Raw genomic sequence first — 22,293 nt, 5'->3', positions numbered from 1 at the left:
AGAGAGACCTCATGATCAAACGCCTTTTGCCGATACTGGCCCTGATGATGGCCACACAAACCCATGCGCAAACATGGCAAGAGACAGTGGATGCCGCGCGCGGGCAGACTGTGTATTGGCATGCATGGGGCGGTGATCCGCGCACGAACAGCTATATTGATTGGGTCGATGCGCAGATGCAGGCGCGCTTTGGTATCGCGGTCGAACATGTGCCGTTGACCGACACGGCCGAGGCCGTGACAAGGGTTCTCTCAGAACGTGCCGCAGGTCAGAACACGGGCGGCGCGGTTGATCTGATCTGGATCAACGGGCCAAATTTTCTGGCGATGAAAGAGCAAGATTTGCTGTTTGGCCCTTTTGTTCAGCGCCTGCCAAATGCGCGTTTTGTTGATCTTTCGCCTAATGCGCCTGCATCGGTTGATTTTACCGTTCCCGTTGATGGGCTAGAGGCCCCATGGCGCTTGGCTAAATTTGTGTTCATCCATGACAGCGCCCGCCTCCCGAACCCGCCGCAATCTATGGGCGAATTGCTCGATTGGGCGCGTGACAATCCAGGGCGTTTCACACATCCCGATCCTGCCAATTTCATGGGGGCCAGTTTTCTAAAACAGGCTTTGATCAGTTTGCTTGATAGCCCCGCCATCCTGCAAAACCCTGTAAGCGAAGCGGATTATACCGCCCTCACCTCCCCCCTTTGGGCGTGGTATGATGCCTTGCGCCCCTTGATGTGGCGGGAGGGTGAGACATTCCCAGAAAACGAGTCGATCCAAGCGCGCCTTTTGAACGATGGCGAAATCGATATCACCATGTCGTTTGACCCAAGCTATGCGGCAGCGGCCATCAATTTGGGGCTTTTGCCCGACACGGCCCGCGTTTTCGTGCCCGAGGGGGGGGCGCTTGGAAATATCAGTTTTGTGGCAATCCCCTATAACGCGGCCCATGTTGATGGGGCGCAGGTGGTGGCAGATTTCCTGCTATCGCCCGAAGCACAGGCGCATATGCAAAATATCGACAATCTTGGCGCGTTTTCCGTGCTTGACCCCGCGCTGATGGATGCCGAAGCGGCACCGTTTTTTGCAGACCTTCCCCAAAGCCCCGCCTTGCCCGAATTGGCCGATCTGGGGCCAACCTTACTTGAACCCCATGCCAGCTGGATGACCGCCATCGCCGAAGATTGGGCGGCGCGCTACGCACGCTGATGGGGCGTGGTGCGTCTATCGGTGTGTTCAGCACGGCGGCGGCCTTGGTCTTGGCCCCGATTATCGCAGGCTTTACCATTGGCTTTGCGGCCAGTTTGGGCTTTTTCCCCGCGATTGGCGCAGATCACCTGACATTTGCGCCCTATCACCGCTTGATGGCGGTGCCCGAGTTTTGGGGCGCGCTTGGTCTGTCGCTGCAAACAGGGGGGGTGGCCACGGCCCTCTCGTTGTTGCTTGCGCTGATCTTCGTGGCACAAGTCGGCGGGGAAAGCCGTATCTTAGCGCCGCTATTGGCCATACCCCATGCCGCAATCGCCCTTGGCCTTGCATTCCTAATTGCGCCTTCGGGGTGGATAATGCGCGCGCTTGCGCCCCTTTTGGGCTTTGACCGCCCCCCAGATCTCGCCTTGGTGAATGATCCTGCCGGTTTTGCGCTGATCCTTGGCTTGGTGATCAAGGAAACCCCGTTTTTGGTCATCGCTATCGCCAGTGCCATGGCGCAATTGCCCGTGATCCGCACCCGCCAAATCGGGGCAAGCCTTGGCTATGGCACGCTGCGAATTTGGGCGCTGCTGATCTTGCCGCAGCTTTACCCGCTGATCCGACTGCCTGTGATGGTGGTGTTGGCTTACGGGCTGTCTGTGGTGGATATGGCCTTGATCTTGGGGCCGAATGCCCCGCCGACCTTCGCCGTCTTGGTCACGCGCCTGTTCATCGCGCCTGATTTGACGCTGCTTTTGCCCGCATTTGCGGGGGCTATGGTTCAAATCGCAACGATTGCCTTGGCCTGCCTCAGCCTATGGTTATGTGAGCGCGGCTTAATGCGACTTGCCAAGGCAGAGGCGCGCATGGGGCGGCGCGGCGGGACGCGGATACCCCTATCATGGATCACGCCCCTGCCGCGCGGGATCATGGGGTTGGGTCTGATCAGCGTTGCGGCATTGCTTTTGTGGTCAATCACATGGCGGTGGGTTTGGCCTGATGTTTTCCCACAATCCCTATCCCTCAGGGCATGGCAAAGCGGTGATTGGGGCGCGCCCCTTCAGACAAGCCTTGAGATCGCAGTGATCAGTCTGATAATCGCAACACCGCTTGCGCTTCTGACACTCGAGGCGGTGGATCATTTACCCAACAAATTGGCGACACCTTTCCTTTTGCCGCTGATCTACGCCCCGCTGTTGATGCCCCAAATTGGGTTTCTTTATGGGGTGAATATTGCCGCGCTGAAACTTGGCATCACGGCAGGAGTTGCGCCCGTGATTTGGGCGCATCTTTTATTCGTTTATCCCTATATTTTGTTGTTGCTGCTTGATCCGTGGCGCGCAATAGATCGCAGGGTGTTACAGGCGGCAGCCGACCTTGGCGCAGGGCCGTGGCGGCGGTTTTTCGCAGTGAAACTTCCCTTGATGCTTCGGGCCATCATGGTGGCCATGGCGGTTGGTTTTGCCGTTTCCATTGCGCAATATCTGCCGACCCTCTTTGTGGGCGGCGGCAGGGTCGCTACGATCACCACTGAGGCGGTCACGCTCGCCTCAGGCGGGGATCGCAGGATCACAGGGGTTTATGGCAGCCTACAGGCCGCGCTGCCCCTGTTGGTATATCTGCTGGCCTTCTTGACCCCGCGCTATGTTTGGCGCAACAGACGCGCGATGCAAGCGAGGGTGACATGAGCCTAGAGATCACAGAGCTGAGCCTCAGCATTGGGGAACGGATGCTGTTTCAGCCCCTCAGCCTGTGCGTTGCGCGTGGTGAGGTTGCCACGATCATGGGGCCATCTGGCATTGGAAAATCTACCCTTTTGGCGGCAATCGCAGGCCATCTTGACCCATCCGTCACGGCGACTGGTCATGTGACCCTTGAGGGGCAAGACCTCGCCCCACTGGCCCCCGAAACGCGCGGGGTGGGCATGATTTTTCAAGATCCGTGCCTCTTTCCCCATCTCAGCCTTGGTGACAATCTTGCCTTTGGCCTGCGGTCAAGCGCCGACCGCGCGGCGCGCCGCGCAAGCATAGAGGCAGCCCTTGAGACAGCGGGCCTTGCGGGCCTCTATGGGGCAGACCCCTACACCCTTTCAGGCGGCCAGAAATCCCGTGCCAGCCTGATGCGCAGCCTCTTGGCAGAGCCACGCGCGCTGTTGATGGACGAGCCTTTTTCGGCCTTGGACATGGAATTGCGAGATGAGATGCGCCGCTTTGTTTTTGCACATATCCGCGCGCGCAATATTCCTGCGGTTCTGGTTACACATGACCCCGCGGATGCAGAGGCCGCGAACGGCCCCTGCTGTCAGTTACAGCGAGATTAGATCGCGTCTAGCTCTGCCTTAAGGTCGCCCATCTCGGCGCCCCCTGACATCAAGCGGCGCATTTCCTTGTCACCGATCTCGGCAGCGGTGCCCGCCCCAATCGTTTTACCAAGCGCAAGGAACGTGTAGCGATCCCCTACCAGACGCGAATGTATTTCGTTATGCGTGATGAAAATAATCGCAATGTCCCCGCGTGCGCGGACGCGTTTGATTGTTTTCAAAACACCCATCTGCTGACGCTGACCAAGGGCTGATGTTGGTTCATCCAAGATCAAAACCTTGGCCCCGAAATAAATCGCACGCGCAATCGCCAATGTCTGACGCTGTCCGCCCGACATTGTGCCAACCGCCTGCGTGGGGTCAGAGAAATCAATACCGATTTTCAGCATCTCATCATGCGCAATCTGGTTCATTTCATTCATGCGCAAGCTGCCAAGGGGCCCTGTCAATTCACGACCCATAAAGAAATTACGGGTGACGCTCATCAACGGGTTCAGGGCCAAATCCTGATACACTGTGCCAATGCCAGCCGCAGACGCATCCCGCGGCGAGCGGAAGGTGACAGGTTTGCCTTCGATATAGATTTTGCCTTCGGTGGGTTGGTGAACACCTGCAAGGGTTTTGATCAGGGTCGATTTGCCCGCCCCGTTATCCCCCAGAAGGCAATGCACCTCACCTGGAAAGACCTCAAGGTCAACGCCACCAAGGGCTGTGAAAGGGCCAAAGCGTTTGACCAGATTTTCTACGCGAAGATATGGTTCGGCCATGGTTAAATCCCTCCCGTAATACGCTTGCGGATACGCTCATTGGCGAAAACCGCAGCAAGCAGGATACCGCCAAGGAAAACGCGGAACCATGCGCCATCGATAGCAGGAATGAAAAACACCGCATTCGCCACAAGGCCAACGGTAATCGCCCCAAAGACCACGCCAAGGATGGATCCAAAGCCGCCCGTCATCAGTGTGCCACCCACAACCGCGATTGCAATCGCGAACAATTCCATCAAATTGCCTTTTGCGGCATCTGATGTGTTGGTGTCATACACCTGACATGCGGCAAACATCGTGGCGCAAAAGGCGGTGAACATGAACAGGCCCACTTTCACCTTATCGACTGGTACGCCATTGGCCCGCGCGGCCTCTTTGTTGTCGCCTGTCGCATAAATCCAGTTGCCGATTTGCGTGCGGCTAAGCACGAAATAGGCCACGCTGGCGATCACGATCCACCAGAAAAACCGCGCGTCAAACCCGTGAACCCATTGTTCGCCATTGCGATTAAGATTACCGCCAAGCGCGAACCAAATATCATAGAACCACCCGAACACCTCGCCGCCCATGATATCGGCGAACCAGCTTTCCAGTTTGAAATCTTGCAAACCCGATATTTGGGTCGATTGGTTGATCAAGCGGAAGCAAACTTCGGTAACCCCGCGCAAGAAAAACAAAAACGCCAAGGTCACGATAAAACTAGAGAGGCCAGATCGCACAACGATCATGCCAATCACCCAACCAATCCCCAAGGTCATCGCAAGGGTGATGAAAAAGGCGGCGGCAGGGGTTGCTTCGCCCAGCCCAAAGGGCAAGCCCCATTTCAGCATCATCGCCATGGACATGCCCGCAAAGCCAATCATCGAACCGATCGACAGGTCAAATTCGCCTGCAATCATTAACACAGCGGCCCCTGTGGCAATGATCCCATATTGGGCAATAATCGCGATGTTATTTTTCAGACCCAAGGGGTTAAACGCCTTACCATCCGAGGCAATCGCCAAGGCCACAATGATGATAATCATCACCACGAAAGAGCCGATCTCGGGACGGCGTAAGATTTTTTGAAAGGCAGTTTCTTGTTGAAGCCTGTTTGCTTCGCTTCGATCGGCCATATCTCACATCCTGTTTTTATCTGGATTTTGAAGGTGAAAACAGGCGGGAAATCCCGCCTGTTTCATGTCTTGACTGATCAAAAAACTTAGCGATCGATACCTGCGAGTGCAGAAACCGATGCCGCGTTTGACGCATCCACAAAGCCTGGGCCAGATGGGATGTTCGCACCAGGCAACAGGCCTGCGCCTGTGTTGTAGAGGTGCAGAACGATCACAGGCATATAGCCCTGCAGACGCTGCTGCTGGTCGATTGTGAAGGCCGCATCACCTGCTTGGATCATGTCCATAACGCCGGGGGAAAGGTCGAAACATGCCAAATGCACGTCTGCGCCAACTTCCTTGATCGCGCGGTTTGCCGCTTCACAGACATGTGGGCCAACAGCCAAAACGCCATCGATGGATGCGTCTGCCTGCAGCGCCGCTGCGGTACGGGTTTCGATCTGTGCAGGGTCGTTTGACACGTCAATCATGTTCAGATCGCCGCCGACACCTTCGAAGTAGCCTGTGCAACGATCCACAAGCGCGGTGTTGAACGCTTCTTGGTTCAAGCAAAGCCCGTTGGTCACGCCTTCTGCTGCGGCGCGCTCACCTGCTTTTTGACCTGCCAAACGCTCTGGCTGACCTACGTGCATCAAGGCACCAAGCGCTGCGGATGACTCAAGACCTGAGTTCATAGTAACCACAGGAATGCCGTCCGCAACAGCGGACCGGATTGCTCCACCAAGCGCGTCTGCGTCAGGCAGCGATACGATGATGCCATCGGGCTGCGTTGCTGCTGCGGCTTCGATCAGCTGCGCCATTGCAGCCATGTCGCCAGATACGTCGAAGTTATATTCAAGGGTCGCGCCTACAGCCTCAGCTGCATCACGACCACCCTTTTCCACAACAGGCCAGAAAGGGTCTGTGCCCTGCGTGTGGGTGATCATAACATAACGCTCAGCATGTGCCGCACCTGCCATCAAAGCAGCTGCTGCAGCGGTGAGAATGAGTTTCTTCATGGTCTTCCTCCCAAGTTATATGCTCCGAAGAGCCGTTATTCTGCGCTTATGGCAGAATTCTTTGAAACACCCACGCGCGCATCCTCACGTTTGGCCCCTCCTCACGGCACCAATGCATGAGCAGGCGCAGGTGCCTGTCCATCATACCCGCCCCAGACAGATTGATCGAAATGAATAACAGAGCCCGTCATCATTCCACTATCGTCTGACGCCATCCACAACACTGCTTTTGCCACTTCCACCGGGTCAAGCAGTCTTCCGAAAGGTAACTCTTTTGCGGCGCGATCAAGGGCGCCTGGATCTCCCGTCTCCGCCTCTTGCAAGGCGCGTTCGCCATCGGAATTCATCCATCCGATATCCAATTGATTCACCCGCACCCTATTGCGCATCAGGGCAAACCCCGCATGGCGGCTCAGCGTAGCAAGCGCGCCCTTTGATACCGCGTAAGGCGCAAGAAACGGCTGCCCCACCCTCGAAGATGCGGATCCGATATTCACGATGCTGCCATGAACACCAACCTCTTGCATCAACAAAACAGCGTCCTGCATTAAGAAAAACGGTGCGCGTGTATTGACCGCAATCATTTTATCAAAAAGAGCGTCGCTGGTGTTCAGCAGATTTCCGCGATCGGTCATGCCTGCTGCATTTACCAAAATGTCCAATCGACCAAAATGCGCCTTGGTAGCAGGAATAATGCCACGCACGGCATCTAAATCGGCCAAATCCGCGCCCACAAAGTGACATTGGGTGCCAAATTCATCCGCGATAAGATCGCAAACACGCTGACCTCTCGCAGCGTTACGACCTACAACAATAAGGCCTTCTACATCCGCCTCTGCAAATACGCGAGCGATTGCTGCCCCAAGGCCCTGAGTGGCGCCTGTTAGAACAGCAATTTTACCAACTAAACTACTCACAAGAATGCACCACGCGCCAAAATCGAATTGCACAGCACCCTGTTAGCGCTAACTAAACACTTGCACAAGCTACAATAAAGAAAAACAGAAAATATTTTAAGCGAGGCTATTCTAAAAAAATTAGTTTTAAAAATCATTATATTTCTACACTATATCCAGATTTGGAAAATAACTCTGATAGTACTCTGTGTCCAAGTGACGCCATTTCACGAGGCGAATTCAGTTTGGGATCCTGCTCTGCCTCCACAACAAACCACCCCTCGTAACCGACACCTTCGAGTGCGGCAATAATGCTAGAAAAATTGAGATCCCCATCGCCTGGTACAGTAAAGACTCCCATAACCACTGCATCAAGGAAACTATTTCTAGTTCTGTCAATTTTTTCCACAACCTTTTTGCGAATATCCTTCGTATGGACATGAGAGATCCGCGCATGATGATTGTCAATTACGCGTAAATTATCCCCGCCCGCAAAAGCCATATGCCCCGCATCAAACAGCAGCGGAACCGAAGAATGCTTCATAAACACATCAAGCTCAGGCTCGGTTTCGACCACAGCGGCCATGTGATGATGATAGGAAATCGGCATCCCTTGGGCCGCGCACCAATCGGCAAAGTCCGACATCTTGCGCCCATAGGCGGCCATCTCGGCCTCACTGATCGCTGGCTTTTGCGCCAAAGGCACCTCGCGCTTGCCCTGCACAGACCGCGCTGTTTCCCCGTAGACGATGCACGGCGCGCCTGCGGCTTTGAAAAACGCCATTTGCTCTGCAATGCGATCCTTTTCGCGCTCGATATCCCCATCAAGCAATTCACCCGAAAACCATCCGCCACAAACCGAGATCCGATAGCGATCCAAGATCGGGCCCAGAACCGCCATATCCATTGGAAAGCGGCGGCCTGTTTCCATGCCGCTAAACCCTGCCTCCGAGGCTTGGGTCAGACATTCCTCTAGGCTGACGTCATCTGATAATTCAGGCAGGTCGTCATTCCACCATGCAATCGGGGCAATGCCCAATTTGGCCTTCAACATGAGGTTTACACTCCAATCCGCTGTTTTTTGCGGAATTCTTCTTGCCCCTTGCGGGCGGTTTGAACGCTTTCACGGGGGCTGACTTCGGGCACGCCCACATACCAATCCGCACCGCCATCTGTCCAAGTATAGGCATCAGAGGCGATTGAAATCACCGTTGTCGCATCGGTGGTCTGCGCCCATTCCATCGCGGCCTCTAGATCGGCAAGGCTGTCACAATGGCGCGCATAGGCCCCCATGGCCTCGGCATGTTTTGCAAAATCAACATGGCGCACATTGGCAGGGTCTTTCACGCGGCAATCTTTCAGCAGGTTGTTGAACCCTGCCCCGCCCGTATTGGTCTGCAAACGATTGATCACCGCATAACCACCGTTGTCACAGACGATAACAATCATCTTATGGCCTGAGATCACCGAAGAATGGATGTCGGAATTCATCATCATATAAGACCCATCCCCGACCATGACGATGGGTGTGCCTTTGCTGCCTGCCATCGCCATCGCGTGGCCCCAGCCCCCTGCAACCTCATAGCCCATGCAGGAATAGCCGAATTCACAATCATAGGTGTGCGGTGCTTTGCAGCGCCAATTTTTGATCGTTTCACCGGGCAATCCGCCTGCGGCAGTCACCATCACATCCTCGGGGCGCGCCATGCGGTTCACAACACCAATGACCTGCGCATAGGATGGCACGGCCTGATTTGTGGGGGCTTGACCCTTGTCCAAGAAATCATTCCACTCGGCATACCATTTTTGTGCCTGCGTCATACGGGCGGAAGGGGCAGACCAATCCCCCAATTGCGCATCAATCTCGGTGATCGCCTCAAACGCATCCCCCACAACGGCCTGTGCGCGGTGCTTTTGCGCATCAAACCGCGCCGCGTTGATATTGATAAACCGCGCATCCTTGGGGAATGTTGTCCATGATCCTGTGGTGAAATCCTGCAGACGGGTGCCAATGGCGATCACCACATCCGCCGTTTCGGCCAAATGCCGCGCGGCCTCGGTGCCTTCAATCCCCATTGGGCCTGCATAGGCAGGGTTGTCATACACAACGCCGCCCTTGCCGGCAATGGTTTCAGCCATCGGGATACCACGGCGCTTCGCGAAATCTGCCACCGCGGCCTCGGCCCCAGAATAGCGCACCCCACCCCCCGCGATTATGAAGGGGTTTTTCGCGGTTTTCAAAATTTCGACCGCCGCCTCGACCTGATCGCGCGAGGGGCGTGGGCGGGCGATAGTCCAAACTTTGCGCTCGAAAAAAGCCTCTGGATAATCATAGGCCAATTCCTGCGTGTCCTGAGGCAGGCCAAGAAAGGCCGGCCCACAATCTGCAGGGTCTAGCATCGTGGCCACAGCCGCAGGCAAGGATTGGATGATCTGCGCGGGATGGGTGATCCGATCCCAATAGCGCGTCACAGCGCGGAAACTATCGTTCACCGTGATGCTTGGATCCCCGAAATGCTCGACCTGCTGCAACACAGGATCGGGCAAGCGGTTCACATAAGTGTCGCCCGACAACAACAAGACGGGCAAGCGGTTGGCATGCGCAACACCCGCGGCGGTGACCATATTCGTGGCACCTGGCCCGACCGATGAAGTCGCGACCATGATCTGACGGCGTTTCTTTGCTTTGGCATAGGCAATCGCGGCCAAGGCCATGGATTGCTCATTCTGGCCGCGCCATGTGGGAAGCTGATCTTGAACGCGCTCTAGTGCTTCGGCCAAGCAGGTGACATTGCCGTGGCCAAATATCCCGAACACCCCTGCAAACAGCGGAACCTCCTCGCCATCAATTATGGTGAATTGATTAACCATGTAACGCACGATTGCCTGCGCCATAGTTAGACGCACAGTGCCGTTTGCACTTGCTCGGTTACTCATACCAGCACCCCTCCCCTGGGCTAGATTCGTCCTCACACGAAATGTATATTGACAAAAAAATTTTGATGCAACGATCATTGCAAAAACTTTTTGACACTGCAATAGTGACGCTGAAAGACTGTGCGCTTGCTTAAACTTTGGGCGAGGGATTCCGCCAAATCGCGACCACAGTCATGGGGAGGTTAGAAATGAAAGCAAATAAACTCAAGGCCTTATGGCAAGGGGATCAGCCCGCGTTGAATGGGTGGTGTTCCATCGGCTCTAGCTTTACCGCCGAGATCATGGCGGCGCAGGGTTTTGACAGCATCACCATTGATATGCAGCATGGCGCGTTGGATTATGGCATGGCTTTGCCGATGGCGCAGGCCTTGCGCAATGCAGGCCCCACTATCATGGCCCGCGTGCCGTGGCGTGACCCCAGTTGGATCATGAAGGCCTTGGATATGGGCGCTGAGGGGATCATCTGCCCCATGGTCAATTCTCGCGCCGAAGCAGAAGAATTCGTCAGCTATCTGCGCTACCCCCCGCATGGGCAGCGCAGCTATGGCCCGACCCGCGCGGTGATTGCTGACCCCAGTTACAACGTCAAAGACGCGAATGCGCAGGTTCTGGCCATTGCCATGATCGAAACCGCGGCAGGCATGGAACATCTTGAGGAGATCGCAGCGACCCCTGGCCTAGACGGTATTTATGTAGGCCCTGCTGATTTGACCCTCGGCACCCAAGCGGGGCGTTTGCCCCCAGGATTTGACCGCGAAGAACCCGAGATGATCGCGATGATTAAGGAAATCGCCGCCGTATGTCGCATGAACAAAATCGCCGCCTGCCTGCATTGTGGCAGCCCCGCCTATGCTGCCCGCGCCATTGAGTGGGGCTATCGCCTCACCACTGTTGGGGGCGATGTGCGCTTTTTGGCGCAATCAGCCCGCGCGGCGGTCACAGGCTGGCATGAGGTTGTGGGCCGCGCCGGTGGTTCGGACAGCACGGGTGCTGGCAAAGGGGGCTATTGATGACACGGCTCTTGGTTGCAGGGGCGCTTCATCCAACGGGTGAGGCGCTGCTAGAGCGGCTTAAAACGCAGGGCGTGGATGTCATCTATGTAACCGATCCCGCACCTACGGCCTATCTGCCCTATCTGCCGCAGGCCGATGCGCTTGTGCTGCGCACACAACCCCTGACGGCTGAGATGATTGCAACTGCACCAGACCTGAAAATCGTCTCGCGCCACGGCGTGGGATATGACGCGGTGGATGTAAATGCATTATCTGCCCGCGGGATTGGCTTGGCCATTGTGGGGGATGTGAATTCTATCTCCGTGGCCGAGCAGGCCATGATGATGATGCTTGCAGGGGCGAAACAGGCGCTAGAAGCGCATTTCGCCACACGTGGTAGCGAAGGGTTCGATTGGAACTGGCGTAATCTTTTGCGCGCGCGCGAAGTGTATAACAAACGCCTCTTGATCATCGGCTATGGCCGCATCGGACGGCGTTTGGCGAAAATGGCCGATGGGTTTGGCATGCATATATCCGCCTATGACCCCTATCTTTCCCAAATGGGCGCATGGCCCGAGGGGACCGCGCAAGAAGTGACAGATTTATCCGCAGCCTTGGCTGAGGCTGATTTCATTTCGGTGCATATCCCCGCCGCCAAAGGCGCGCTGTTGGATCGCGCCGCCTTTGCGCAAATGAAACGCGGTGTAGTGATCTGCAACACGGCGCGCGGTGGCGTTGTCGATGAGGCGGCCCTGTTGGCTGCGCTCAAGGATGGCACGGTGGCCGCGGCAGGGTTGGATGTGTTCCAATCCGAACCCCCTGCCCTTGATAACCCACTTTTCTCGAATCCGCGGGTGATCCTGTCGCCCCATATTGGCGGGCTGTCCAATGAGGCGGCTGAACGTATGGCCTGCGCCTGTGTGGAAAACGCGCTGAACTTTATCACAGGCAGGATTAATCCTGCGCTCATTGTCAATCACGAGGCAATCAATGGCAGCTAAACCGAAACTTCGCATCGGCTTGATTGGATCGGGCTTTATGGGCAAAGCGCATGTGTTTGGCTTTGCCACCGCCGCGCGAGTGTTTGATTTGCCCTATGAGGTGGAATTACACACGCTGGCCGATGTCACGCTTGCGGGGGCGCAGGCCGCGGCGGCAGGGTTTGGCTTTGCCCATGCCACAGATCGGTGGCAGGATTTGATCGAAAACCCCGATATAGATGTGGTCGATATCACCGCGCCAAATGCGTTGCACAAAGAAATGGCCATGGCAGCGATTGCGGCGGGCAAGCATGTCTATTGCGAAAAGCCCTTGGCCCCCTTGGCGCGTGACGCAGAGGAGATGGCCATGGCGGCAGAGGCGTCAGGGATCAAAACCCAAGTTGGTTTCAATTACCTGTGCAACCCTATCATGGCGCTTGCCCGCGAGATGATTGCTGGCGGCGAATTGGGTGACATTCGCAGCTATCGCGGCGTGCATGCCGAGGATTATATGCGTGATGCAAACGCGCCCTATTCCTTCCGTCATGACCCTGCGGGCGGTGGGGCCTTGGCCGATATTGGCAGCCATGCCTTGGCCACGGCAGAATATCTGTTGGGGCCCATCACCCGCGTTATGGGGGATTGCGTCACCATGATTGACCACCGCAAGGATGCCACTGGATCCACCCGCAAAATTGAGGTCGATGATGTCGGGCGCGCCTTTTTGCGGTTTAAAAATGGCGCAACGGGCTCAATTGAGGCCAATTGGGTCGCCACGGGTCGCAAGATGCAGCATGATTTCGAGGTCTATGGCAGCAAGGGCGCACTCATCTTTACGGGCGAGCGGTTCAACGAACTGCATTTCTACAACACCGATGACGCAACAGGCCGTCAGGGGTTTCGCAAAATCGAGGCCAGCCCAGATCACCCGCCCTATGGGCAATTCTGTGTGGCACCGGGCCATCAGATTGGCTTTAACGACCTCAAGGCGATTGAGATCGCAGGCTATCTTGATGCCATCGCAGATCGCGCGCCTGAACCCTTTAACTTCCGTGCGGGGTTGCGCATTCAATATCTGGTTGAAACCATTCAAGCCTCGGCCAAATCCGAGGCGTGGATCGCGACAGTCTGATCGGGGGCGTGATGGATCACAACACCCCCCTCACCGATACCCCGCCGCCTGATACCTATGAGGGGTTCATCCGCCTGATCCATGAACGTCACAGTGCGATGAGCAACACCTATCAGGCCATCGCGCTCTATCTGACGCAGAACCCAAATGATGTGGCGGTGCGCTCGGTCAATGCGATTGCCGAAAGCTGCGGGGTGCATGCCTCGAGTTTCGTGCGCTTTGCGCAGTCCTTGGGGTATAAAGGGTTTCGGGATGTGCAGGCCCTATTCCAACAACGCCTAGAGACGGCTGCGCCTGGATTTGGGGCGCGCGTGCAATCCTTGCGTGATGGGATGGCCGCGCGCGATGATATCTCGGAAATCGGATTCCTGCGCGAGATGATCGTGCAAGACATTGCTTCGCTCGAAGGTCTGGTTGATGAGATTTCAGGCCTTGATATGGCCGCCGCCGCCAAGCTGATGGAGCGGGCCGAAACCATTTATTTGGTCGGACAAAATCGATCTTCGCCCGTGGTTTTGCTCATGCGCTATCTGCTGACCATGATTGGCAAACGCTGCATCCTTCTGGATGCCAGCGGCGGCCTTGCCACCCATATGGCGCGCAGTATGGGGCCGCGGGACGTGCTGTTTGCTGTATCCTTTCGCTACTACGCCAATGAGGTTGTGCAGATTGTCGATCAGGCCGCCTCGGCGGGGCATGATGTGATTGCCATTTCCGACACGACCCTATCGCCCCTCGCAAAATCGGCAAAGATCCTGTTTGCCGTGCCCGAATATCAGCAAAGCCTCTCGCGCTCCTTGGCCGCGCCTATGTGCGTGGCGCAGGCTTTGGTGGTGGCGACAGCGGCGCGCCTACAAAAGGGGGCGGAGGCACCGCTGATCCCCCATGTGACCCAAAAAGACACTTGAACACCGACTTCCAAAGGAAAGATCCGCAATGAGCGTAAAAAAAGACCTTGATGTCATCACAATTGGCCGCGCTTCGGTTGACCTTTATGGCGCCCAAATCGGTGGCCGCTTGGAGGATATGCGCAGCTTTGACAAATATATTGGCGGCTCGCCTACCAATATGGCCGCAGGCACAGCGCGTTTGGGGCTGAAATCTGGCCTTATCACGGGTGTGGGTGATGAGCATATGGGGCGCTTTATTCGCGAAGAACTGACCCGCGAAGGGGTCAATATCGAGGGCATCAAAGTCGATCCTGATCGCCTGACCGCATTGGTGCTGTTGGGGATCCGTGATCAAGAACGCTTTCCCTTGATTTTTTATCGCGAGAATTGCGCCGATATGGGGCTGTGCGAAGACGATATAGACCCCGCCTATATCGCGCGCGCCCGCGCAGTCGTGGCAACAGGCACGCATCTCAGCCACCCGCAGACCGAAGCCGCAGTATTGAAAGCCTTGCGCTTAGCCCGCGAGGGGGGTGCCCGCACCGCCCTTGATATTGATTATCGCCCGAACCTCTGGGGCGTGGCAGGGCATGGCGATGGCGAAAGCCGCTTTGTGGAAAGCGCAGCCGTTACGGCCAAACTGCAATCAACCTTGCATCTCTTTGACCTTATCGTGGGCACGGAGGAAGAATTTCACATTGCAGGCGGCAGCACCGATACGCTGACGGCGCTTCGGGCCGTGCGCGCGGTCAGCGGTGCCACATTGGTGTGCAAACGTGGGGCCGCAGGGGCCGTGGCAATCACAGGCGAGATCCCTGCAAGCCTTGATGACGGGATCGCAGGTCAGGGTTTTCCGATTGAGGTATTCAACGTGCTTGGCGCGGGGGACGGGTTTATGTCGGGCCTTATCAAAGGGTGGCTTGATTGCCCCGCGGATCAGATTGATTGGGCGACCGCGCTAAAATACGCCAATGCCTGCGGCGCATTTGCGGTGTCTCGTCATGGCTGCACCCCCGCCTACCCGTCATGGGAGGAGCTACAATTCTTCCTCGCACGCGGGATCACGCGGCCCGACTTGCGCAATGATGGGCCGTTAGAGCAGGTTCATTGGGCCACCAATCGGGGGCCAGATTTGCCCGATATGCACATCTTTGCGTTTGACCATCGTATGCAACTTGAAGAGATGGACGGGGCAAACCCCGCCAAAATTGATGCGTTCAAAGAGCTATGCCTCCAAGCGGCGCGCGTTGTGGCGGATGATCGGGCGAGATATGGCATTTTATGCGACAACCGATTGGGTCGCTCTGCCTTACAGGCGGCCTCTGACAGCCCGCTTTGGATTGGCCGCCCTGTGGAATGGCCGGGCTCCTGCCCTTTGGTGCTTGAACCTGAACTTGGCCCTGATTTCGGCGTTCTTAAGGAGTGGCCGCGCAATCATGTGGTGAAATGCCTGTGCTTTTGCCATCCCCAAGATGACGCTGCGCTGTGGCAAAACCAGATCGACACCGTCAGCCGCCTCTTTGCGGCGACCCGCCGCAATGGGTTGGAATTCTTGCTTGAGGTGATCCCCTCAAAACGCGGCGCAGTGGATCAGACAACCACCCCCGCCGTGATCCAACGCTTTTATGATGCAGGCATCTTTCCCGATTGGTGGAAATTGGAGCCCTTTGCCGATGACGCCTCTTGGGGGGCTGTGACCCAAACAATCACGGCAAACGATGCACATACGCGGGGGATTTTGGTTTTGGGCCTTGATGCCCCCGTCGATGATTTGGCCGCAAGTTTCGCCTTCGCCGCCCGTCAGCCCTTGGTCAAAGGGTTTGCAGTGGGGCGCACAATTTTTGGCGATGCAGCCCGCGCGTGGCTTACGGGGCAAATCAGCGATGCGCAGGCAATTTCGCAAATGGCAGATCGCTACCGCAGCTTGTCAGCGCTGTGGGATCAGGCTCGAAAAGGGTGAGATATGGCCGCGCATAAAACCCTTGCTGATCCCATTTTCAACCCGCTGTGGCGGCGGGTGGCCTTGATCATATTTCTCTGCTTCTGGACAGGGGTAGAGATTTGGAACCAAACCTATGGGTGGGCCGCATTCATCGCAGCCATCACGATCTATTGCGGGTGGAATTTCTTTGTCCTGTGGGAAGATGTCCCAAGCCAGGAATAAGGGCGGCAAATCTGCCGCCCCCTTGGTCGCTTAGATTGATCCAGCCTCGACCATGTAATTATTTGCGGTGCACATGGCCGCATCGTCAGAGGCCAAGAACAAAACCATCCGCGCGAGATAAACGGGTTCGATCTCATCGGGCAGACATTGACGATCGAGCGCCTCTTTCAAGGCCGCAGGCGTCACCCAAAGCTGTTTTTGCCGCTCTGTCATCACCCAGCCCGGAACGACCGTATTCACCCGAATGCGATGATCCCCCAAATCGCGCGCCATTGTGCGGGTCAGGCCGTGCACGGCCGATTTAGAACTGGTATAGGCGGGCATATCGCCACTGGCCTGCATCCAAGAGTTGGACCCAAAATTGATGATCGAGCCACCACCCGCCTCAATCATCGCGGGCGCTACGGCCTGAATGGCGAAAAACATATGACGCAGGTTCGTTGCATATCGCTCGTCCCAATAATCGGGTTCGACTGTCCGCCAGTCATGACGATCATCACGGGCAGCGTTATTCACCAAAACATGTGCGGGCCCGCAGGCCTCAGCCAATGATTTGAAGGCTGTTCGCAATGCAGAAATATCGCGCAGGTCACATTGCTCGAAATGCACAGTATCGCCCAATTCGGCGGCCAAGGCCGCACCGCCTTTGGCATCAATATCGACAAAACCAACGCGGCTGCCTTGCACCGCAAAAGCCTTGACGATTTCCGCGCCAATCCCAGATGCACCGCCCGTAACAAAGACGGATTTATCCTTTAGGCTCGGATACATGGCGAATTGTGATTGATCAATCTGACCCATGGGTTGCCCCTCCTTTGGCAATGCCTCTTTTCGCGCAAAACCTAACCGCTGCCCCTTTGGGCGGCAAGGCGCAAAGCGGTTAATCGTGGAAAGGATTGACAGAAATGAGTGGCAATGGTTGCATCTGTAAAGGCGTGCATAAGGGAGGATGCCCGTGAACAAGATCACCCGAGATTACAGCCTGCTTGGCGCGTCTGCGGTCGAGGCAGAGGAAAAGGGTCTGGCTGCTGCGCAGTGGTATCACTCGGATATCCAGCGCGAGGATATGCGCCGCCTGATGCAGCGCAAAGATGGGCCTGCCATTCGTGACACGATCCTTTATTTCGCTGTCTTGATCGCCTCTGCCACGGGCGGGATCATGCTGTGGGGGTCATGGTGGTCAGCGCCATTTTGGGTGATCTATGCCACATTTTACACCGCAGGCGCAGATAGCCGCTGGCACGAGGCAGGTCATCGCACGGCGTTCTTGACCCCTTGGATGAATGCCGTGGTCTATCACATCGCTTGCTTCATGCTGTTCCGTAATCCTGTCTTGTGGCGATGGAGCCATTCCCGCCACCACACCGACACGATCATCGTGGGCCGTGATCCCGAAATTATCACCATGCGCCCACCGCAAATATTTAGGGTTCTATGGCTCTTTATTGGCAGCCATACATGGGATGGGTTCAAGGCCACGTTCCGCCACGCCCTTTATGGGCTGAACAAAGAAGAACGCAGTTTCACCCCTGACCGCTATTGGAAAAAGGCGCAGGTGATTGCGCAGATTTGGCTTGCGATCTGCACCGTGGTTTTGGCATTGGTGCCGATCACGGGGTCGATCTTGCCGTTGATGTTGGTGGGGGTTGGCCCTGCCGTCTTGGGGTCATGGCATCTGATCATGACGGGCTTACTACAGCATACGGGCATGGCCGATAACGTACTGGATCACCGCCTCAATTCCCGTAGCGTTTACATGAACCCCATCAGCCGTTTCATCTATTGGAACATGAATTACCATATCGAACATCATATGTTCCCCATGGTGCCCTATCACAATCTGCCCGCCCTGCATGAGGCGATCAAACATGATCTGCCGCCTGCAAATCGTGGCTTTGTCGATGGGCTGCGCGAGGTGGCGCATGCGCTGAAAATGCAGTTGAGTGACCCCGAATATCGGATTGAGAAAACCTTACCCCCGACCGCAAAACCCTATCAGGCGCATCTGCACGATCTGGAGGTTTAGGGTTTCAGCGCGCGCAAAACGGGGCGGGTCAGCGCGACCAAGGCTTCCTCGGTTTGGCCAAGGATTTTGATACGATCAAATTCGGCGGGCTGCTCTGACATCACATGGGACAAGGCCGCACCAAACCCCATGCGCAATTCGGTTCCGATGTTGAATTTACAAATCTTAGACATGCGCGCCAAATCTTGACGCTCTCGCACAGGCACGCCTGAGCCGCCATGAATAACCAGTGGAATGTCACAAAGCGCCTCAATCGCGGCAAGGCTGTTGCGATCCAGACCGTGGTGCTTTTCTTGTTGCAAATGCACATTCCCGATGGAAATCGCCATTGCATCTATGCCCGTCTCTTGGGCAAATCGGGCAGCCTCCTCAGGGTCTGTGCCCCGCGATTTTGCCCCATCCGCATAGCCGACATACCCAATTTCACCTTCACAAGAGACACCTGCCGCATGGGCCATCTCTGCGATTTCGGCGGTGCGGGCAATGTTTAGCGACAGGGGCAGCGCCGAGCCGTCAAACATCACCGAGGAAAACCCTGCTGCTATTGCTGCGGCGCACTCCTCAAGTGACGTGCCGTGATCCAAATGGCTGACCACGGGCACTGAAACGCTTTCGGCCAATTCGCCAAACATCACCCCCCAAATCGAAATCGGCATATGCGCCCGCGCGCCTGGGCCCGCCTGCAAAATAATGGGCAGCCCCTCTAATTCCGCGGCGCGTGTGTATGCGCGCGCGTCTTCCCACCCCAAACAGACCACGCCTGCCACCGCATAACCTTGGGCTAAGGCGGGCGTCAGGACATCGGTGAGGGTCGCGCGGGTCATTTAAACTTGGCCACCATATCCAAAATGCCTGGAATCGTACGGATCTGTTCGGCATGAGTTGGTTGGAAATATTGTTTGAGCGAGCGTTGGCTCAGGCCGCCTAGAATGGTGAAGTAATACATCTCATAGCCCGGCAGCGCGGCGCAAGGGTGATAGCCGCTATCGAGCAAAATGGTCGAGCCATCCATGATGTGATAGGCTTCGCCCACCTCATTATCGACCCGCTGCAACATTTGCACACCCGACCCGTAATTGGGGCGGAAGCGGAAATTATAGGTTTCATCATGACGGGTTTCGATGATCTCGCCCGCGTCATCGGTTCGATCCGTGTCATGTTTGTGGCTGGGAAAGCCTGACCAGCCCCCTGCCCCTACAGTGAACAATTCCGACACCAAAAGCCGCCCAACCTTATCCGCGTATTTTGTGCCGAGGATATGTTTGATCTTACGATGCGTTTTGGTGTCATCCGATCCGTATTGGATCACATCCAATTCCGCTTCGCGCACATCAAACGGCTCCAAAACTTTGTCATATTTGGCCCCCGCAATGAAGGTTTCAGTCGTGTCACTCACACATGTGATCCGCACCCGCGCGCCCACGGGAACATAAACCCCCTCGGGTTCGCCATCCCAAACATCGGCCCCGCGATTGCCAAGGCTGGGATAGGACGCGCCATCGACATCCACATCGACACTGCCCGTAGCAGGCACGATGCAAGTCTCATATCCAGCAACTTGATAGTCAAACACCTCGCCTTTTTTCAGCTTTAAGATGTTGAAATAATTCAGCGGCACTAAGTCGTGATCTACGTCAACGATGGGTTTATTTTGGTTGTCATGGGGTGGGATATGCATCGGGCCCCTCCTTTACTGATGAATTTCGATGAATTGGGATAGGGTCGCGCGGTCGGGCATGGCCCCCGCACAACCTGGATGCGAGACGGTGATGGCCGCCGCTGCGGCACCTTGATCCACGGCATCGGCAAGGCTTGCACCATTGGCCAAGGCCGCAAGAGTTGCCGCCATAAAACTATCACCCGCCCCAACAGGCTTAAGCGGCGTAGCGGGATAGGTGCCTGTGCGAAGTTCCTGATCCCCCGTCATAGTGATCGCGCCTTCGGCCCCCATTTTGTAAATCACCAATTTGCCGCGCGCGGCCAAGCCCCGTGCCGCGTCAAGACCGCGCTCATAGGCGCCTGCCATAAATCCGAATTCCTCATCATTGCCGACAATCATCGCCGATGCGTCTGCCGCACGGGTCAGAACATCGGCTGCAACGTCTGGCGAGGGCCAAGAATAGGGCCGATAATCAATATCAAATATAATCGGCACACCCGCTTTTTTCGCCAAATCAAAAGCGGCAAAGGTGGCGCTGCGCGAAGGTTCCGCTGCGAAAACCGTGCCTGCGGTGACGAGCGCGCCAAAGCAGCCATAGTCAATATCGGCAACATCCTCAGGCGTGACCTGAAAATCGACTGCATTGTTGCGATAGATGCAGACCTGAAAATCCTCCATCACCGATTCATAAACCGCCAAGGAGGAGCGGTATTCCCCCGCTAGAGTGCGGATGTACTCCACATCCACGCCATACTGGATCAGCTTATTACGGATAAACCGCCCCACCGTGTCATCGCTCAGCGAGGTCACAAGCGCGGCTTGCATCCCCAATTTACAGAGGCCTGCACAAATATTCGCTGAAGACCCGCCAAGATCTGCCCGAAAATTTTCGCCGAATTCGGCCTTTACCCCAATCGGATCGGCATAGAGATCCATGCCCGCGCGGCCCAAAACCACGAAACTGCCTTTTGCGATCCCATTGTGTAATTGCGCAGATAATTCGGACACTGGCCCCCGCCCCTCATTCGTGACCTTGCTTGCACTGCAATCGTGCTTGCATGACTATGCGTTCAAAGCTACTTCTTTTGCAACCGCTTGCAAGTGCATTTCACGAAGGGGCCGCCATGTCAGAAATTGGGATAGGTATTATCGGAGGCGGCTATATGGGCAAGGCTCATGCCGTGGCCATGTCCGCCGTTGGTGCTGTGTTCAACACCATGCTGCGGCCCCGTTTGGAAATGGTCTGCGCGAGCAGCACAAAAAGCGCAGAAACCTATCGCGCCGCATATGGTTTTGCCCGCGCGACCGATGATTGGCGCGTTTTGGTCCATGATCCAAAGGTGGAGGCAATCATCATCGCCTCGCCCCAAACCACACATCATGACATCGCGCTTGCCGCATTCGCGGCGAAAAAACCTGTTTTATGCGAAAAACCCCTTGGCGCTTCTTTGGCCGAAAGTCAGGCTATGGTCGTTGCGGCTGAGACCGCAGGTGTCGCCAATATGGTTGGTTTCAACTATATCCGCACCCCTGCCAGCCAATATGCCCGCGCGCTGATTGCACAAGGGGCAATTGGCCAAATCACATGGTTTCGCGGCGAACATACCGAAGATTTTTTGGCCGATCCAAACCTGCCCGCAAATTGGCGCACTTCGGGAATGGCCAATGGCACAATGGGGGATCTGGCCCCGCATATCATCAACGCAAGCCTTGCACTGATGGGGCCCATTGCATCGGTCATGGGGGTTTATGAAACCGTCCACAGATCACGTCCCGAGGGCGTGGTGACCAATGACGACCATGCGCAGTTCATGTGTCGCTTTGAAAACGGGGCCATGGGGCAAATCTATGCTTCGCGCATCGCGACTGGCCGCAAAATGGGCTATGCTTACGAGATCACAGGCACCAAAGGCGCCATTCGATTTGATCAGGAAGATCAAAACGCGCTCTGGCTCTATGAGATGACAGGGCCAGAAGCCACGCGCGGCTTTCGCAAAATTTTAACGGGGCCTGCGCATCCTGATTATATGCCCTTTTGCCAAGGGCCAGGTCATGGGACGGGCTATCAAGACCAAATCATCATCGAAGCCCGTGATTTTCTGCGCGCGATTGAAACGAGAGAGGCGATTTGGCCCACCTTCCGTGATGGTCACGATGTGAACCGCGTGATTGCCGCCGTAATCGCCTCAAGCGATCAAGGCGCGTGGTGCGATATTTCATCTGTTTAAACGAGGG

21 protein-coding genes are annotated in these 22,293 nt (G+C 56.0%); 11 read left to right on the top strand and 10 right to left on the bottom strand.

What is annotated here, in order from left to right; genetic code table 11:
• Positions 1-11 precede the first annotated feature (11 nt).
• Genes AAC622_RS04830 through AAC622_RS04820 form a run of 3 tightly spaced genes read left to right on the top strand, consistent with a single transcriptional unit; the run spans position 12 to position 3,501 of the window.
• Complete coding sequence (locus AAC622_RS04830) at positions 12-1,199, top strand: ABC transporter substrate-binding protein (protein ID WP_340260608.1); 1,188 nt, start codon at positions 12-14, stop codon at positions 1,197-1,199.
• Entirely contained in the window at positions 1,199-2,869 is a 1,671-nt protein-coding gene (locus AAC622_RS04825; RefSeq protein WP_340260606.1) for an ABC transporter permease, read from the top strand. The genes AAC622_RS04830 and AAC622_RS04825 overlap by 1 nt, the downstream gene beginning before the upstream one ends.
• Complete coding sequence (locus AAC622_RS04820) at positions 2,866-3,501, top strand: ATP-binding cassette domain-containing protein (RefSeq protein WP_340260605.1); 636 nt, start codon at positions 2,866-2,868, stop codon at positions 3,499-3,501. Before AAC622_RS04825 ends, AAC622_RS04820 begins: the two co-directional genes overlap by 4 nt.
• On the opposite strand, the gene AAC622_RS04815 is transcribed toward AAC622_RS04820, so the two are convergent.
• The 6 genes from AAC622_RS04815 to iolD all read right to left on the bottom strand — a co-directional run bounded on the left by AAC622_RS04815 (position 3,498) and on the right by iolD (position 10,214).
• Entirely contained in the window at positions 3,498-4,268 is a 771-nt protein-coding gene (locus AAC622_RS04815; RefSeq protein WP_340260603.1) for an ATP-binding cassette domain-containing protein, read from the bottom strand. The genes AAC622_RS04820 and AAC622_RS04815 overlap by 4 nt on opposite strands.
• A gap of 2 nt (positions 4,269-4,270) precedes the next feature.
• Positions 4,271-5,383, bottom strand: coding sequence for an ABC transporter permease (locus tag AAC622_RS04810; protein WP_340251095.1), 1,113 nt, complete (start codon positions 5,381-5,383; stop codon positions 4,271-4,273).
• 86 nt (positions 5,384-5,469) lie between these two features.
• Positions 5,470-6,381, bottom strand: a complete 912-nt coding sequence (locus tag AAC622_RS04805; RefSeq protein WP_340251093.1) for a sugar ABC transporter substrate-binding protein — start codon at positions 6,379-6,381, stop codon at positions 5,470-5,472.
• Positions 6,382-6,482: 101 nt separating this feature from the next.
• Positions 6,483-7,298 (bottom strand): SDR family oxidoreductase, encoded by an 816-nt coding sequence (locus AAC622_RS04800; protein ID WP_340260601.1) that lies wholly within the window; start codon positions 7,296-7,298, stop codon positions 6,483-6,485.
• Between the two features lie 136 nt (positions 7,299-7,434).
• Entirely contained in the window at positions 7,435-8,331 is an 897-nt protein-coding gene (iolE, locus tag AAC622_RS04795) for a myo-inosose-2 dehydratase (RefSeq protein ID WP_340260600.1), read from the bottom strand.
• Between the two features lie 5 nt (positions 8,332-8,336).
• Positions 8,337-10,214: a 3D-(3,5/4)-trihydroxycyclohexane-1,2-dione acylhydrolase (decyclizing) gene (gene iolD / locus AAC622_RS04790; protein WP_340260599.1), complete on the bottom strand. Its 1,878-nt coding sequence runs from the start codon at positions 10,212-10,214 to the stop codon at positions 8,337-8,339.
• A gap of 188 nt (positions 10,215-10,402) precedes the next feature.
• Here iolD and AAC622_RS04785 point away from each other — a divergent pair, with 188 nt between their 5' ends.
• The 6 genes from AAC622_RS04785 to AAC622_RS04760 are packed head-to-tail and all read left to right on the top strand — an operon-like array spanning position 10,403 to position 16,372.
• Positions 10,403-11,224, top strand: coding sequence for an HpcH/HpaI aldolase family protein (locus tag AAC622_RS04785; protein ID WP_340260598.1), 822 nt, complete (start codon positions 10,403-10,405; stop codon positions 11,222-11,224).
• On the top strand, positions 11,224-12,207 hold the full coding sequence (locus AAC622_RS04780; RefSeq protein WP_340260597.1) for a hydroxyacid dehydrogenase: 984 nt from the start codon (positions 11,224-11,226) through the stop codon (positions 12,205-12,207). Before AAC622_RS04785 ends, AAC622_RS04780 begins: the two co-directional genes overlap by 1 nt.
• Positions 12,197-13,318 carry a Gfo/Idh/MocA family protein gene (locus AAC622_RS04775; RefSeq protein WP_340260595.1) on the top strand — a complete coding sequence of 374 codons (1,122 nt, stop codon included), beginning with the start codon at positions 12,197-12,199 and terminating at the stop codon, positions 13,316-13,318. The genes AAC622_RS04780 and AAC622_RS04775 overlap by 11 nt, the downstream gene beginning before the upstream one ends.
• Positions 13,300-14,226, top strand: a complete 927-nt coding sequence (locus tag AAC622_RS04770) for a MurR/RpiR family transcriptional regulator (protein ID WP_340260594.1) — start codon at positions 13,300-13,302, stop codon at positions 14,224-14,226. The genes AAC622_RS04775 and AAC622_RS04770 overlap by 19 nt, the downstream gene beginning before the upstream one ends.
• Before the next feature lie 28 nt (positions 14,227-14,254).
• The gene (locus tag AAC622_RS04765; protein ID WP_340260592.1) at positions 14,255-16,168 is read left to right on the top strand and encodes a bifunctional 5-dehydro-2-deoxygluconokinase/5-dehydro-2-deoxyphosphogluconate aldolase; all 1,914 of its coding nucleotides are present in this window, start codon (positions 14,255-14,257) and stop codon (positions 16,166-16,168) included.
• 3 nt (positions 16,169-16,171) lie between these two features.
• On the top strand, positions 16,172-16,372 hold the full coding sequence (locus tag AAC622_RS04760) for a hypothetical protein (protein ID WP_340260591.1): 201 nt from the start codon (positions 16,172-16,174) through the stop codon (positions 16,370-16,372).
• Positions 16,373-16,402: 30 nt separating this feature from the next.
• On the opposite strand, the gene AAC622_RS04755 is transcribed toward AAC622_RS04760, so the two are convergent.
• Positions 16,403-17,173 (bottom strand): SDR family NAD(P)-dependent oxidoreductase, encoded by a 771-nt coding sequence (locus tag AAC622_RS04755; RefSeq protein WP_340260590.1) that lies wholly within the window; start codon positions 17,171-17,173, stop codon positions 16,403-16,405.
• 154 nt (positions 17,174-17,327) lie between these two features.
• On the opposite strand from AAC622_RS04755, the gene AAC622_RS04750 reads away from it, so the two are divergent.
• Positions 17,328-18,398 (top strand): fatty acid desaturase, encoded by a 1,071-nt coding sequence (locus AAC622_RS04750; protein ID WP_445322597.1) that lies wholly within the window; start codon positions 17,328-17,330, stop codon positions 18,396-18,398.
• On the opposite strand, the gene AAC622_RS04745 is transcribed toward AAC622_RS04750, so the two are convergent.
• Genes AAC622_RS04745 through AAC622_RS04735 form a run of 3 tightly spaced genes read right to left on the bottom strand, consistent with a single transcriptional unit; the run spans position 18,395 to position 21,066 of the window.
• Positions 18,395-19,222 carry a class II fructose-bisphosphate aldolase gene (locus AAC622_RS04745; RefSeq protein WP_340260586.1) on the bottom strand — a complete coding sequence of 276 codons (828 nt, stop codon included), beginning with the start codon at positions 19,220-19,222 and terminating at the stop codon, positions 18,395-18,397. The two genes, AAC622_RS04750 and AAC622_RS04745, sit on opposite strands and share 4 nt — an antisense overlap.
• Positions 19,219-20,076, bottom strand: a complete 858-nt coding sequence (locus tag AAC622_RS04740) for a 5-deoxy-glucuronate isomerase (protein ID WP_340260585.1) — start codon at positions 20,074-20,076, stop codon at positions 19,219-19,221. The genes AAC622_RS04745 and AAC622_RS04740 overlap by 4 nt, the downstream gene beginning before the upstream one ends.
• Positions 20,077-20,088: 12 nt before the next feature.
• On the bottom strand, positions 20,089-21,066 hold the full coding sequence (locus tag AAC622_RS04735; protein ID WP_340260584.1) for a PfkB family carbohydrate kinase: 978 nt from the start codon (positions 21,064-21,066) through the stop codon (positions 20,089-20,091).
• A 116-nt stretch (positions 21,067-21,182) separates the two neighbouring features.
• Here AAC622_RS04735 and AAC622_RS04730 point away from each other — a divergent pair, with 116 nt between their 5' ends.
• The gene (locus AAC622_RS04730) at positions 21,183-22,286 is read left to right on the top strand and encodes a Gfo/Idh/MocA family protein (protein ID WP_340260583.1); all 1,104 of its coding nucleotides are present in this window, start codon (positions 21,183-21,185) and stop codon (positions 22,284-22,286) included.
• Positions 22,287-22,293 lie beyond the last annotated feature (7 nt).

Origin of the sequence: Roseobacter sp. HKCCA0882 (assembly GCF_037805225.1) — a bacterium.
In the GTDB taxonomy this organism is placed as follows: domain Bacteria; phylum Pseudomonadota; class Alphaproteobacteria; order Rhodobacterales; family Rhodobacteraceae; genus M30B80.
This window is presented reverse-complemented; position numbering and strand designations above follow the sequence as displayed.